This window comes from Halomonas sp. JS92-SW72 (genome assembly GCF_003547075.1).
Lineage (GTDB): Bacteria > Pseudomonadota > Gammaproteobacteria > Pseudomonadales > Halomonadaceae > Halomonas > Halomonas alkalicola.
Genome location: NZ_CP032147.1, coordinates 1,017,266 through 1,031,977 on the forward strand (window position 1 = coordinate 1,017,266; position 14,712 = coordinate 1,031,977).

12 protein-coding genes are annotated in these 14,712 nt (G+C 64.5%); 5 read left to right on the top strand and 7 right to left on the bottom strand.

Going from position 1 to position 14,712, the window contains the following annotated elements:
• Positions 1-43: 43 nt before the first annotated feature.
• The 3 genes from D1793_RS04815 to D1793_RS04825 are packed head-to-tail and all read right to left on the bottom strand — an operon-like array spanning position 44 to position 2,999.
• Positions 44-1,243: a four-carbon acid sugar kinase family protein gene (locus D1793_RS04815; protein WP_119021132.1), complete on the bottom strand. Its 1,200-nt coding sequence runs from the start codon at positions 1,241-1,243 to the stop codon at positions 44-46.
• Entirely contained in the window at positions 1,240-2,238 is a 999-nt protein-coding gene (gene pdxA / locus D1793_RS04820; RefSeq protein WP_119021133.1) for a 4-hydroxythreonine-4-phosphate dehydrogenase PdxA, read from the bottom strand. The genes D1793_RS04815 and pdxA overlap by 4 nt, the downstream gene beginning before the upstream one ends.
• The gene (locus D1793_RS04825; RefSeq protein WP_119021134.1) at positions 2,235-2,999 is read right to left on the bottom strand and encodes an SDR family oxidoreductase; all 765 of its coding nucleotides are present in this window, start codon (positions 2,997-2,999) and stop codon (positions 2,235-2,237) included. Before D1793_RS04825 ends, pdxA begins: the two co-directional genes overlap by 4 nt.
• 198 nt (positions 3,000-3,197) lie before the next feature.
• On the opposite strand from D1793_RS04825, the gene D1793_RS04830 reads away from it, so the two are divergent.
• From D1793_RS04830 to D1793_RS04840, 3 genes are read left to right on the top strand one after another with little or no spacing between them, the layout of a single operon-like run.
• The gene (locus D1793_RS04830) at positions 3,198-4,361 is read left to right on the top strand and encodes a fumarylacetoacetate hydrolase family protein (protein ID WP_119021135.1); all 1,164 of its coding nucleotides are present in this window, start codon (positions 3,198-3,200) and stop codon (positions 4,359-4,361) included.
• Between the two features lie 25 nt (positions 4,362-4,386).
• Positions 4,387-5,688 (top strand): L-fuconate dehydratase, encoded by a 1,302-nt coding sequence (locus tag D1793_RS04835; protein ID WP_119021136.1) that lies wholly within the window; start codon positions 4,387-4,389, stop codon positions 5,686-5,688.
• A gap of 1 nt (position 5,689) precedes the next feature.
• Positions 5,690-7,123, top strand: a complete 1,434-nt coding sequence (locus D1793_RS04840; protein WP_119021137.1) for an FAD-binding oxidoreductase — start codon at positions 5,690-5,692, stop codon at positions 7,121-7,123.
• 101 nt (positions 7,124-7,224) lie between these two features.
• Here D1793_RS04840 and D1793_RS04845 read toward each other — a convergent pair whose 3' ends face one another.
• Entirely contained in the window at positions 7,225-8,982 is a 1,758-nt protein-coding gene (locus D1793_RS04845) for an IlvD/Edd family dehydratase (RefSeq protein WP_119021138.1), read from the bottom strand.
• Between the two features lie 179 nt (positions 8,983-9,161).
• Here D1793_RS04845 and D1793_RS04850 point away from each other — a divergent pair, with 179 nt between their 5' ends.
• Together D1793_RS04850 and dmpG are read left to right on the top strand one after the other, a co-directional pair.
• Entirely contained in the window at positions 9,162-10,103 is a 942-nt protein-coding gene (locus D1793_RS04850; protein WP_119021139.1) for an acetaldehyde dehydrogenase (acetylating), read from the top strand.
• Between the two features lie 11 nt (positions 10,104-10,114).
• Positions 10,115-11,140, top strand: coding sequence for a 4-hydroxy-2-oxovalerate aldolase (dmpG, locus tag D1793_RS04855; protein WP_119021140.1), 1,026 nt, complete (start codon positions 10,115-10,117; stop codon positions 11,138-11,140).
• Between the two features lie 336 nt (positions 11,141-11,476).
• Here dmpG and D1793_RS04860 read toward each other — a convergent pair whose 3' ends face one another.
• The 3 genes from D1793_RS04860 to D1793_RS04865 form a co-directional block, all read right to left on the bottom strand.
• Positions 11,477-12,658 carry an XRE family transcriptional regulator gene (locus tag D1793_RS04860; RefSeq protein WP_119021141.1) on the bottom strand — a complete coding sequence of 394 codons (1,182 nt, stop codon included), beginning with the start codon at positions 12,656-12,658 and terminating at the stop codon, positions 11,477-11,479.
• Positions 12,651-13,289, bottom strand: a complete 639-nt coding sequence (locus tag D1793_RS19365; RefSeq protein WP_162899908.1) for a hypothetical protein — start codon at positions 13,287-13,289, stop codon at positions 12,651-12,653. Before D1793_RS19365 ends, D1793_RS04860 begins: the two co-directional genes overlap by 8 nt.
• A 100-nt stretch (positions 13,290-13,389) precedes the next feature.
• Positions 13,390-14,652: a site-specific integrase gene (locus tag D1793_RS04865; protein ID WP_119021142.1), complete on the bottom strand. Its 1,263-nt coding sequence runs from the start codon at positions 14,650-14,652 to the stop codon at positions 13,390-13,392.
• Positions 14,653-14,712 lie beyond the last annotated feature (60 nt).

Genomic DNA, 14,712 nt, shown 5'->3' on the forward strand with positions numbered 1-14,712 from the left:
CCAAGCTAGACGCTCACGGATGGCAGCGCAACTGCCGCGATCGTCAACTTTGGTCATAGCGCCCCGGGGCAAGCCCCGCGGCCGGCAGCACTCGCTCGAGCGCCCCCAAAAGCTCCGGTTCACCGAACCCGCCGGCCTTGGTGATGACCAGTCGATTCGGGTCGCCATCCAGGCGCCCCAGGGGCACACCGGGCGCCCATTCGGCCATGACCTCGATCGACACCACCCCGAGCCGCTGCAGCGCCGCCATGGCGATATCGCCTCCGGTCAGCAACAGCAGTCCTGCCCCCTCCGGCCAGAGGGCCACCACACGAGCGACTTGCTCTCCCATCGCCACGGCCACGGCCTCGGCCGTCTCCTCGCCGGTGCCCGGACCGGGTACCAGGATCCCCGCTTCCATGCGGTCAGGCGCGGTAGCTTGGGGTGACAAGGCCTGGCAGACCGGTAGTTCCGGGGCAGAGGCTCGCAGCAGGGCAAGCTGCGCGGCGGCGCGGGGACTTCTCGACCCCACCGCGTAGAGGCGGTGCTGACAGCGAGACAGCGACACCTTGAGCCCCCGGAGGCGGCCGAACAGATGCTGTGCCATGACCGTCGCCAGCCCGGCGGCACCCACCGCCAGCCAGCGCGAAGGCTCGCCGACCATGATCCGGTAGGCGTAACTCAGATCGGCCTGGTTGACGGCATCGCAGACGCAGTCGTCGGTCGGCAAAGGTCCCTCGGACAACGGTCGATGGCGGCTCAGGGACACCCCCTCGACCGCATACAAGGTGTCCAGCGGCCCCAGCGGCGGTGCCGACCGCGCATCCTGGCCATAGGCCGTCGCGGCCAGGGGAACCCCCTCCACATGCACTTCGGCATTGCACACGGTGCGCCCCTGCGCCGGCACTGCCGGGGCTACCAGTAGGCGCCGACCGGTGGCCTTTCTAAGCGCCAGGGTTTCGGCCACCACCTGCCCCCGCAGGGTCGAATCGATCTTCTTGAACCACCGCTCGGGCGCCGCGCGCGCCAGGCAGCGAGCCGCCCATGCCACTCTGGCAGCGGCGGGCCCCGGCGCCAGGTGGCGCGACTCGGTGTTGACCGCGATCACCTCGGGCAGCGCGTCCTTCCAGGCCTCCAGCGCCGCCTCGAGCTGCTCCAGCGCAATCACCACCCGGGTCGTGGCACCGCGCGCGGCGAAAGGCGCAGCCGCATCCAGCGCCCCAGTCAGGTCGTCGGCAATGATTGCCACCCGACAGCGACTCATGCCCGGTTTCCTGCTACCAGCCGACGGGCATAGGCGATGGCCGATCCCAGGTTGGTGGCATCCGCCCGCCCCTGCCAGGCGATATCGAAGGCCGTGCCGTGGTCCACCGAAGTGCGCTGGATCGGCAGGCCGAGGCTGACGTTGACCGTGGTGTCGAAGGCGATCAGCTTCACCGGGATATGGCCCTGGTCGTGGTACTGGGCCACCACCAGGTCGAACTCGCCGCGGCTCGCCCGGTAGAAGACGGTGTCCGCCGAGATCGGACCGCGCACGTCTAGCCCGGCCTCGCGCAGCGCTCGCACCGTCGGGGCGATGATCCGGTCGTCCTCGTCACCGAAGATGCCGCCCTCGCCGCAGTGGGGGTTGAGCCCGGCCACCGCGATGCGCGGCGACGCCATGCCGAGCTTGACCAGGTGCGTGTGCCCCGCCTTGACCGTCGCAGTGATGCGCTCGGGGGTGACCCGCTCGATCGCCTCGCGCAGCGACACATGGGTAGAGACATGCAGGGTCGAGAGCGTCTCGGAGGCCAGCAGCATGAACGAGGACGGCGCCCCGGTCAGCGCCGCCAACATGCCGGTGTGGCCGTCGTAGTGGTGGCCGGCGGCGTGCAATGCCGCCTTGTTGAGGGGGGCGGTGACGATCACCCCGGCACGCCCCGCCTGCACCAGCTCCACCGCCGCCTTCACGCAGCGAAAGGCCATGTCGCCGGCGGCGGCGCTGATCTGCCCGTCGGGGATCGCCTCGCCCGCGGGGTGCTCCACCACCGCCACCGCGACACTGTCCGCCGGCGCCGCCGGGTCATCGAGGGGGGCGAAGCTCAGCTCGGCCCCCAGCATGTCGGCGGCGCGGCGATAGATGGCAGGGTCGCCGACCACCAGGGTGGTGGCGCGCTCGCCAGGCGTCATGGCCGCCAGCGCTCGGCAGATGATCTCGGGGCCAATCCCGGCCGGGTCGCCCATGGTGATGGCGATATCGAATCGGGTCGCGGTGCTCATGGCATCAACTGCCCGCCGTTGACCTCGATCACCTGCCCGGTGACATAGCCGCTCAGCGCATCGGTGGCCAGGAATAGATAGGCCCCCACGCACTCCTCCGAGGTGCCCAGCCGGCCCATGGGGATCGAAGCGCGGGCTGCCGCCAGGTGGTCCTCGTTGGAGTGGCGGCCATGGAAATCGGTGGCGATGGTACCGGGTGCCACGCCATTGACACGGATGTTCTCGCCGGCCAGTTCCTTGGCCATGTTGCGGGTCAGGGTGCTGACGAAGCCCTTGGCCGAGGCGTAGAGGCCGGCGCCGAGTCCCCCGCCGTTGCGCGCGGCGATGGAGGTGGTATGGATGATGTTGCCGCTCCCCTGGCGGCGGAAATGGGGCAGCGCCGCCCGGCTTGCCATGACCACGGAGCGCGCGTTGAGGTCCATCACCCGGTCGTACTGGGCATCGTCCATCTCGTCCAGCGAAACGCGGCCCAGCATGTCGCCGGCGTTGTTGATCAGCACGTCCAGCCCGCCGAGCCCGCTGGCGGCCTCATCGACGATCCGCGCCGCCTCGCCGGCGCGGCTCACGTCGCCCTTGACCGTGAAGGCCTCGCCACCGGCCTCACGGATCGCCGCCACCACCTCATCGGCCGGCGACTGGCTGCTGTGATAGTGCACCGCCACCCGGGCCCCTAGGGCCCCCAGCTGTCTGGCGACCGCTGCGCCGATCCCCCGGCTGGCGCCGGTAATCAATACCCGCTTGCCCTTCCACTCGTCGAACATGCCACTCTCCTGAAGGCTGGCGTGATGAACGACCCACTGTCCTGGCGCCCTGCTCGCCGCCTGGCGATTGCCTATCGACCCGAAACCGGAGGGTGCGCTAGAGTGAGTCACAGATGGCATACCTGTCATACAGCACAACATCAATAACATGATAGGCGCTGGCGGACCAACCGCCAGTTCGCCGACCCGGAGGCGCCGATGAACCCCCTGTCCGCTGCAGACTCTCTTCCCCATGACCTGACCGAGGCACGACTGGTCGGCCGCGTCTGGTGCGATGGCGACCGCCCCGGTCCGGCGCTGGTCACGGTGCGCGCAGGGGAAGTGATCGACATCACGGCCCATGGGCCGACCATGGCCGACCTGCTGGAACACGACGATCCGCTGGCGGTGGTGCGCGACGCCGAGGGGCCGTCGCTGGGCCGCCTCGAGGAGCTGATTGCCAACTCCCAGGCGAACCCGGCCCGGGCGCCCTACCTGCTGGCGCCCTGCGACCTCCACGCCGTGAAGGCCTGCGGCGTGACCTTCGCGGTCAGCCTGCTCGAGCGGGTCATCGAGGAGCAGGCCGGCGGCGACCCGGCCCGCGCCACCGAGCTGCGCAACGAGCTCCAGGCGCTGATCGGCACCGACCTGTCGCGCATCACCCCGGGGTCCGACGAGGCGATGGCCCTCAAGCAGGCCCTGCAGGCGCGGGGCGCCTGGTCCCAGTACATGGAGGTCGGCATCGGGCCGGACGCCGAGGTGTTCACCAAGGCCCAGCCGCTCTCCTCGGTGGGCTTCGGTACCGCCGTGGGCCTGCATCCCGCCTCGCGCTGGAACAACCCGGAGCCCGAGATCGTGCTCGCCGTGGACAGCCGCGGCCGGGTCAAGGGCGCCACCCTGGGCAACGACGTCAACCTGCGCGACATCGAAGGGCGCAGCGCCCTGCTGCTGGGCAAGGCCAAGGACAACAACGCCTCCTGCGCCCTGGGCCCGTTCATCCGCCTGTTCGATGAGCGCTTCACCCTCGACAGCGTGCGCCACTGCCAGGTCTCGCTGCGCATCGAGGGCGAGGACGACGGCTTCCGCCTCGAGGGGGCCAGCGACATGCGCGAGATCAGCCGCGATCCGCTCGACCTGGTCCGCCAGACCATCGGCGACCACCACCAGTACCCGGACGGCTTCATGCTGTTCCTCGGCACCATGTTCTCGCCTATCCAGGACCGCGATGGCCCGGGCCAGGGCTTCACCCACCACCTCGGCGACCGGGTCACCATCGCCACCCCGGCGCTGGGCGCCCTGGTCAATCCGGTCGGCCGCAGCGACCGGCTGCCGCCCTGGACCTTCGGCATCCGCGAGCTGATGCGCCACCTGGCAAACCGCTGAGCCGTCCCCCCATTCGGAGCCACCGATGACCACCATCACCCATGTCGAGGTCCAGGACATCCGCTTCCCGACCTCCCGCTCGCTGGACGGCTCGGACGCCATGAACGCCGCGCCCGACTACTCCGCCACCTATGTGATCCTCCACGTCGACGACGGGGGGGCCGAGGGCCACGGCCTGACCTTCACCATCGGCCGCGGGAACGAGATCGTCGTCACCGCGGTGCGCTCGCTGGCGCCGCTGGTCGAGGGGCGCTCCCTGGCCACCATCACCGACAACATGGGCGCCTTCTGGCACGAGTTCACCGGCGACAGCCAGCTGCGCTGGATCGGTCCCGATAAGGGCGCCATCCACCTGGCCACTGCGGCCATCGTCAACGCCCTCTGGGACCTCTGGGCCAAGCGCGAGGGTAAGCCGGTATGGAAGCTGCTGGCCGACATGACCCCGGAGCAGCTGGTGCGCTGCCTCGACTTCCGCTTCGTCACCGACGCCCTCACCCCGGAGGAGGCGATCGCGCTGCTTCGCCGGCAGCAGGCCGGCAAGGCCGACCGCGAGGCCGAGATGCGTCGCGACGGCTACCCCGGCTACACCACCTCGGCGGGCTGGCTTGGCTACGACGACGACAAGGTGCGCCGCCTTGCCCGTGAGGCCCTGGCCGAGGGCTGGACCCACTTCAAGCAGAAGATCGGCGGCAACCTCGAGGAGGATGCCCGCCGCGCCGCGTTGCTGCGCGAGGAGATCGGCTGGGACAACGTGCTGATGATGGATGCCAACCAGGTGTGGGAGGTGGACGAGACGGTGGCGAAAATGCGCCGTCTGGCCGAGTTCGACCCGCTGTGGATCGAGGAGCCCACCAGTCCCGATGACATCCTTGGCCACGCCGAGATCCGCCACCGCGTGGCCCCCATCGGCGTGGCCAGCGGCGAGCACTGCCACAACAAGGTGATGTTCAAGCAGTTCTTCCAGGCCGAGGCGCTGGACTACTGCCAGCTCGATGCCGCCCGCCTCGGCGGGCTCAACGAGGTGATCCTGGTAATGCTGATGGCCGCTAAGTTTGGCGTGCCGGTCTGCCCCCACGGCGGCGGTGTGGGCCTGTGCGAATACACCCAGCACCTCTCGCTGTTCGACTACATCGCCGTCTCGGGCAGCCTCGAGGGGCGCGTGCTGGAGTATGTCGACCACCTCCACGAGCACTTCCTCGACCCGGTGGTGATCGAGCGCGGTCGCTACCGGGTCCCCGAAGCGCCGGGCTACAGCATCACCATGCGCTCCGACGCCCTGGCCCGGCACCGCTTTCCCGACGGTTCCGCCTGGCAGGAGGAGACGTGACATGGACCACCCGAGCCCGCACGCCGACCTGCTCGATGCCCTGCATCAGTGTCTCGGGGAGCGCGGCCTGCTGCGCGACCCCGCGGCCATGGCCCGCTACCTGAGCGACTGGGCGGGAGAGCGCCTGGGCCTGCCCCTGGCGGTGGCACGCCCCGCCTCCACCGCGGAGGTGGCCGAGACGGTGCGACTCTGCCGGGCCCATGGCGTGGCCATGACGCCCCAGGGCGGCCACAGCGGCCTGGTGGCCGGCGCCCTGCCCGCCGCCGACGGCGGCGAGCTGGTGATCAGCCTGGAGCGCCTGGACCGGATCCGCGACATCGACCCGGTCAACTTCACCATGACGGTGGACGCCGGCTGCATCCTGGAGACCGTCAAGCAGGCGGCCGACGAGCACGACTGCGACTTCCCGCTCTCGCTGGGCGCCCAGGGCAGCTGCCAGATCGGCGGCAACATCGCCACCAACGCCGGCGGCCTCAACGTGCTGCGCCACGGGATGATGCGTCAGCTGGTGCTGGGGCTGGAGGTGGTGCTCCCCGACGGCCGGGTCTGGGACGGCCTGACCGCCCTGCACAAGGACAACCGCGGCTATGCCCTCGCCCAGCTGTTCCTCGGCAGCGAGGGGACGCTGGGCATTGTTACCGGCGCGGTGCTCAAGCTCTCGCCCCGCGCCATTCAGAGCCGCACGGCACTGCTCGGGCTGCCCTCGGTGGAAGCGGTGATTGCCCTCTACGGCCGTGCACGGCGCGAGTGCTGCGACCTGCTCAGCGCCTTCGAGTTGATCCCCCGGCGCTGCCTGGAGCTCGCCATGGAGGCCACCCCCGAGCTAACCGATCCGCTGGACGCGCCCCACCCCTGGTACGTGCTGATGGAGGTCAGTGCGAGCGGCGCCCTGGACCTGGACGCCATGCTCGAGGGGCTGCTGGCCCACGGCATGGAGGCCGACCTGATCAGGGACGGCGCACTGGCCTCCAGCGACGCCCAGGCGTCAAGGCTATGGCAGTTCCGCGAGAGCATGCTGGAGGGACAGCGGCGGCGCGGCGAACACCTGCGCACCGATATCTCGGTGCCCATCTCGGCGATCCCCGACTTCGTGACGCGGGCCAGCCGAGCGATCCATGAACGCTCCCCCGACTGCGAGATCATCGCCTACGGCCACGTCGGCGATGGCAACCTGCACTTCAACATCCTGCCGCCGGCGAGGCTGGCCGAAGCGCAGAAGAAGGCCCACCTCCATGACCTGGAGACCCTGCTCTTCGATATCCTCGATCAGTTCGGCGGCAGCCTCAGCGCCGAGCATGGCATCGGCCGCACCAAGCAGGCCGCCTACCTGGCGCGCCTCTCGCCGGTGGAGCGGGAACTGGTGGAAGGCATCAAGGCACTGTTCGACCCGGCCGGGCTGATGAACCCGGGCCGGATATTGCCCGACAGGCGGTGACTGGCCTCGCCCGGAAAGGGGCGAGGCGGGAAGGCGTCAGGCCGGGCGACACCGCCCGGCCTGGGTAAGGAGTGATGGCAACGGCATGTCGTGGCCTTGTCTCAGTGGGAGTGTCGTGGTACCTGCGCTCCCCGCTTGCCCACCAGGAAGTCGAAGTCGCAGCCCTCGTCAGCCTGCAGCACGTGCTCGATGTAGAGCTGTCGGTAGCCGCCCTGACGGGCGATCAGCCGGGATTCCTCGGTCGGATCGCGCTCGGCCAGGCGAGCGGCGATCTCATCGTCGCTTACCTCCAGGTGCAAGCGTCCCGTCTCGCAGTCCAGCTCGATCCAGTCACCGTCGCGAACCGCCGCCAGGGGTCCGCCGGCAGCGGCCTCAGGAGCCACGTGAAGCACCACGGTACCGTAGGCCGTGCCGCTCATGCGCGCATCCGAGATGCGCACCATGTCGGTGACCCCCTGCTCGAGCAGCTTGGACGGCAAGCCCATGTTGCCCACTTCGGCCATCCCCTGATAGCCCCGCGGGCCGCAGTTGCGCAACACCAGGACACTGTCGGCGGTCACCGCCAGGTCGGGATCGTCGATACGGGCCTTGTAGTCGTCGAAATCCTGGAAGACCACCGCCTGACCACGATGTGTCATCAGTTCGGGGGTCGCCGCCGACGGCTTGAGTACTGCGCCGTTGGGTGCCAGATTGCCACGCAGGATGCTCATGCTGCCGTCGGCGCAGAGCGGATTGTCGAGAGGACGCACCACCTCATCGTTGTAGATCGGCGCCTCCCGGACATTGTCCCAGAGCGAATGTCCGTTGACGGTCAGAGCCCCGGGATGCGGCAGGCGCCCCGCCTCGCCGAGCCGACGCAGCACGGCCGGCAATCCGCCAGCATAGTAGAAGTCCTCCATCAGGAAACGGCCGGAGGGCTGGAGGTCAACGATAGTCGGTGTCCCGCGGCCAATCTGTGTCCAGTCCTCGAGGTCAAGGTCGACCCCGATGCGCCCGGCGATCGCCTTGAGGTGAATCACCGCATTGGTGGAACCGCCGATGGCTGCATTGACGCGGATGGCATTCTCGAACGCCTCGCGCGTCAGCACCCGCGACAGGTCGAGCCCCTCCTCCACCATCTCGACGATACGCATGCCAGAGAGATGGGCCAGCACGTAGCGACGGGAGTCGACCGCCGGAATGGCCGCATTATGCGGTAGGGAAGTCCCCAGCGCCTCGGCCATGGAGGCCATGGTGGAGGCCGTTCCCATGGTGTTGCAGGTTCCCGCGGAGCGTGACATGCCGGCCTCGGCCGCCATGAAATCGTGCAGCGAGATCCGGCCGGCCTTGACGTCCTCGGAGAGCTGCCAGACCACGGTGCCGGAACCGATGTCCTTGCCCTGATGCTTGCCGTTGAGCATCGGCCCACCGCTGACCACGATGGTGGGAATGTCACAGGATGCCGCCCCCATCAGCAACGCCGGGGTGGTCTTGTCGCACCCTACCAGCAACACGACCGCATCCACGGGATTGCCGCGAATCGCCTCCTCTACGTCCATGCTGGCGAGGTTGCGGGTGAACATTGCCGTCGGCCTGAGGTTGGACTCACCGTTGGAGAACACCGGAAACTCCACGGGAAAGCCTCCCGCCTCCAGCACCCCCTTCTTGACGTGCTCCGCCAGCTTGCGGAAATGGGCGTTGCAGGGGGTCAGCTCCGACCAGGTATTGCAGATACCGATGACCGGCTTGCCCTGGAATTCGTGATCGGGAATGCCCTGATTGCGCATCCAACTGCGGTACATGAAACCGTTCTTGTCGTTGGTACCGAACCACTCGGCCGAGCGTAGCGGGCGACGATCATTCTTGTTGTTGGGTGACATGGGAGTTGCTCCTGTTCGTGCCGCCGAGGGAGTCTCGGGTGGCGTCCTCGGGTTCCTGACCCGATCGACACTAAGGCCAGTGCAGGGGCCTCGTCGATACATACGAAAGTTTATGTTGAACAAATGCAGAGTATGTTCGACATTTCTCTGACACCCCGTCCCGGTCACGAGGCAGCCCCATGACACAGCGCGTCAAGGTCGCCATCATCGGCTCCGGCAATATCGGCACCGATCTGATGATCAAGATCCACCGCCACGGCGAGCACCTGGAAATGGGCGCCATGGTCGGCATCGACCCGGCCTCCGACGGTCTGACCCGCGCTAGGGCGCTTGGCGTGCCTGCTACCGCCGAAGGCATCGACGGGCTGCTGGCCATGCCCGGCTTCGATGAGATCAGGATCGCCTTCGATGCCACCTCGGCAGCGAGCCACCCGGGTCACAGCGCGCGGCTCCAGGCACACGGCATCAAGGTCATCGATCTGACCCCGGCGGCCATCGGCCCCTACGTGGTCCCACCGATCAACCTTGACGCTCACCTCGCCGCTCCCAACCTCAACATGGTGACCTGCGGCGGCCAGGCCACCATCCCCATGGTCGCTGCGGTCTCCCGGGTGACCCCTGTGTACTACGCGGAGATCGTCGCCTCCATCGCCAGCCGGTCCGCCGGCCCCGGCACCCGAGCCAATATCGACGAATTCACCGAGACCACCGCCAGAGCCATTGAGGCGTGCGGCGGAGCGCAACGCGGCAAGGCAATCATCATCCTCAACCCGGCCGAGCCACCGTTGCTGATGCGCGACTCCATCTTCGTGCTCTCACGACCCGCTGACCGGGGCGCCATCGAGGCCTCCGTGGCGGCGATGGCCCGCACAGTGCAGCAGTACGTTCCCGGCTACCGCCTCAAGCAACGGGTCCAGTTCGAGGAGATTCCCGAGTCAGCACCGCTGACGATAGAGGGGATCGGCCGCGTCAGCGGACTCAAGACCTCCATCTATCTGGAAGTCGAGGGGGCGGCCCACTACCTGCCCGCCTACGCCGGCAACCTGGACATCATGACCTCTGCCGCCAAGGCCTGCGCCGAGCGCCTCGCCGAGACCCGCCTGCTGGGCACCACCGTCTGAAGTGAACCGCCATGACATCCCCTGACCGCATCGGCAAGACGCTCTATATCTCCGATGTCACCCTGCGTGATGGCAGCCATGCGGTTCGCCACCAGTACAGCCTCGATGACGTCAGGCGCATCGCCCGCGCCCTGGACGAGGCCCGGGTCGACTCCATCGAGGTCGCCCACGGCGATGGTCTGCAGGGATCCAGCTTCAACTACGGCTTCGGTGCTCATACCGATCTCGCCTGGATCGCGGCAGCGGCCGAGGTGGTCGAGCATGCCCTCATCACCACCCTGCTGTTGCCGGGGATCGGCACCGTACATGACCTGGACGCCGCCTATGGCGCCGGGGCCCGGGGGGCGCGCATTGCCACCCACTGCACCGAGGCCGACGTCTCTCGACAGCATATCGAGCACGCCCGCAAGCTCGGCATGGATACCGTCGGCTTCCTGATGATGAGCCACATGCAGACGCCCAGGGGCCTGGCCGAGCAGGCCAAGCTGATGGAGCAGTTCGGGGCCCAGACCATCTACGTGGTCGACTCCGGCGGTGCCCTGACCATGGACGGCGTGCGAGACCGCTTCCGGGCGCTCAAGGACGCTCTCGACCCGGCGACCCGAACCGGCATGCATGCCCACCACAACCTGGGCCTGGGAGTCGCCAACTCCATCGTGGCCGTGGAGGAAGGCTGCGACAGGATCGACGCCAGCCTGGCCGGCATGGGCGCCGGCGCCGGCAATGCCCCGCTGGAGGTGTTCATCGCCAATGCCGACCGCCTCGGCTGGCGCCACGGCTGTGATCTCTACACCCTGATGGACGCCGCCGACGACATCGTGCGCCCTCTGCAGGACCGCCCGGTGCGGGTCGACCGCGAGACTCTGGCGCTGGGCTATGCCGGGGTCTACTCCAGCTTCCTGCGCCACGCCGAGGCGGCCGCCGAGCGCTACGGCCTCAGGACCGTCGATATCCTGGTGGAGCTCGGTCGCCGCAGGATGGTCGGCGGCCAGGAGGACATGATCGTCGACGTTGCTCTGGACATGACCCGGGCATGAATACCCACCCCTCCTGGCTGCCGTCCCCCCGGGCGACAGCCGGCCCACCGAGGCCCAGGCCTCATCACCGCTGAACGTCGCACCAGCCAATCATCACCATGACCGTCACAACAACAATCGAGGACATTGCCATGACCACGCGTTTCGCACGCCGCGCCCTCACTGCCGTGGCAGGCCAAGCGACCAGAGTTATTTACCAAGCGGGTAATCAATCACACGGGACCCGACAGGTAAGGTGCGATGGTATTTGTGGTTTTCTCACCAATAAAGTGGCTGTGCAAGAGAGGGTGGTGATGTCGGAACGTATAAGCCGCAGCAATCAGCTGCGGCTTTTTTCTACTTTAATTCAAGCTTTGCTACTGTGCTTTCTGCTGAGCGTTCATGCAGAAATCCGGGAGGCAGGTTGGATAAAAATTCGATTGTCGTAGGGTTAAATTTTATTTCTTGGGTTAGGTCTTGTTTTGACATAATTTTGTTTTCTATAAGCATGGTTGCAGCTTTCTTAAGAAGCTCCGGTTTCTCATTTTTTATCTCGTTATCCAGCGGCTCGTGAGTTCTCCATTTTCTGGCGCTTATTTGCTTTCTCAGGTTTAATACCTGATCGCTGGAGAATATTTCTAAGTCACTGCAGCGATATACTTGGGATGCGATAGAGGTAAGCCAGCGTTGTTTTAATGGTATAAAGGCATCCAGGCGAGTTGTATATACTTCGTTTATGTAAGATTTTGCAGGCATCAAGAAGGCGCTTCCAAACCTGTTTGCTTCAGCTTCAATTTGCTTGAGTGTTTTTTTGTCCTCAAGTTCTTCTTCGCTGATTCCTTGGTGAAGTATTAGGTGACCAAGCTCGTGGGCAATGTCGAACCGAGTTCTGACAGCAGTTGTGCTGTCAGAAGCCATGAAGATAAAAGGCTGATCCCCGCTCCAGAAAGAGAAAGCGTTTATTCTTTCTTCGGAGATAGGGAGGTGGGAAACTATTATTCCTTTGGCCTCAACAAGTCTTATAACGTTTCCAATGGGCCCGCTCCCCAACCCCCATTGTTTTCTTAAAGAGTCGGCGATTTCCTCGATATTTTCGAATGAATACCTTCCATTAGGTAGGTCTGGAGTTATGTGTGGGGGGTGAAATTTTGGGAAATTTATGAATTTTTGGTACAGTGAAACTATGGAAGAAATCCATTCTGAAAGAACTTCACACTGATCATTGCGTCGTCTCGTAGAGGCGCCGAAAGCCCGAAAAGTTTTTACACTGAACGGGCCGATTGGCTCAGGCATTTCTCCTGTGAAGTATTGCAAAGGCTGATCCAAGGCTTTTGCTAATGAAAATAATGTTTGGCTATCTGGGGACTTGGCCCCCTGTTCGTAAGCTGAAACGGATTGCCTGGTAACGCCAATTTTAGAGGCTAAATCTGTTTGGGTTAGGCGTGCAAATTTTCTGGCCTTGATTAAGCGCTCAGGAATTATGCGACGCTTAGCTAGCTCCGCCCCATTGCTTTTGATTGAGACAACTTTTTTAACCATTATCTCTACGCCACTTCATTATGTCCTCTTTTAACATTAGGACAGATTCTTCGGTATGTTCAACTGGTGGAACGTCGCTGTCACCAACCTCTTTGGGTAGCTCTAGCAAATTTCCTGTCCTGTACATCCAAGATTTTTGCCCAGGTTTGCTCATTCCAATATGAGCAAATTTTAATCCTTGATGGCCATGGATGAGTATGAAGGAGGGAAGTCCAAAAATTTGCATTCTCTCTTCTTCCATTGTCGGAAAAAGATAAGGCTGGTTAGAGAGTGCGGCATTTTCCCGAAAACCAACCTTTCTAGGAGGGTGATGCCTGTTTTTTACCTGACTTATTGATAACGTAGATTCTGGAAGCACGACTTGTAGGAAGCGACCAGTAGGCTTATCGAATGTTTCCCATTTGTAATCGAATGGCCAAGAGCCAGATTTTATGAGCCTAAGGATTGCAAAGTCTGTTGCCCACGAAACGAGTCTTCCATGGTTGTCCTTAGCAGACATCATGGAAAAAACTGGTTCTTCCTTCGCTATTCGAGCTGCTGTCTCATACGCAGTCTTGAGAGCTGCTGGAATGTGCAACTGGTAGCAGATAGGAAGCTGGTTAGCTAAGAAACCTTCGATCTGGCTCGACATCGGCAGCATACTCCATGGATGGCTTCCGCAACTATAGCCGAAAATAGGTCAGTTTTGTCAACTAGGGTGTGAGCAGGGCTTGTCAGGCTGAGAGGAGCGTTTATGTTGTCGCAACCTCTCCGGTGTCTTCCGCGTGCATTTGTCGCTTTACGTCGATGGCAGGTTCAACCAGCGCTGCCACCTTCTCCAGGGCTTCCTTGCGCTCTTCGAAGTAGTCGTGACGGTCGTAGACGCCCTCGATGCCCCTGAGCTTGTGGTTCAGGCAGCGCTCGGCGACATGGCCTGGGACGCCAGCGGCGGCCAGCAGGCTTCGGCAGGTGCGGCGTAGGTCATGCACCGTGAACTCGGCGATGTCGCCCATCCTGTTCTCCGGCTGCTGCTTCTTGCCGGGCTCCTTGCCGAACAGCTTTGCAATGGCGCGATTCAGGGTGTCCTTGCCCATGTGTGGCCGCTTGCTGCTGCGGCGGCTAGGGAAGACGTAGGGCGAGCCACAGGCGCGGATCTTGAGCTCTTCCAGCCAGCTGACAGCGTGTGGAGGCAGGGGGATGGCAATACCCCGGCCTGTCTTGCTTCGCTCGCCGGAGAGGTTCCATCGTTTACCCTGTAGGTCAAATTCTGACCACTGGGCCTCGGTCAGCTCGGTCTTGCGCACCCCCAGGACGAGCAGCAGCGCGCAGGCGAGGTAGTTGTCGCGGGTGAAGCTCTCCCGGTTGTCCCTGAAGATTTGAAAGACCTGGTGGATCTCATCGACGGTGAGGGCGCGGTCACGGCTTCTCTCGATGCCGCCTGCGTCGTTGACGCTGAAGGCCGCTGCCGGGTTGTAGGTGAGTAGCCCCAGCTTGATGGCGTGATTGAACAGCTGCTTCAGGTACATCAGGGTGTCATTGGCGATGGCCGGGCGCCCGCTGCTGGCAACCTTGCGGATGATGCCGCGCACGTCCATGGGGGTGACGTTCTCCAGGGCCTGGTGCCCAATGGACGGGGCGACCTCCTTTTCGAAGATGCGCTTCGGGATGCGGGGGTGCTTCAGGCGCTTCTCCAGGTCGTGGTACCAGTCATCGAACAACTCCCTGACGGTGTGGATCAGGATCTGCTCTTGCCGCTTTCGCTCTTCGATGGGGTCGACGCCGTCACGAATGGCCTTCTGGGCTTCTGCTGCCTTCAGGCGAGCATCGGCCAGGGAAAGGTCATCGCACTTGTCCAGCGTCAGCTCTCGACGCTTTCCGGCGAGCGTGTACCGGTGCATCCAGTAGGGGGCGCCTTTCCTGGGGACCTTGAGGTAGAGGCCGTTCCCGTCGCTGTAGCGCCCTGGCGTGCCGTCCTTGATCAGGGACTGGACCTTCTTGGCAGTTAAGCTCCCCATGGGCCCCTCCAAGCACAGCTAAAAATATTTGAAACGATGGTTTGAATATTGCGAGAAGCA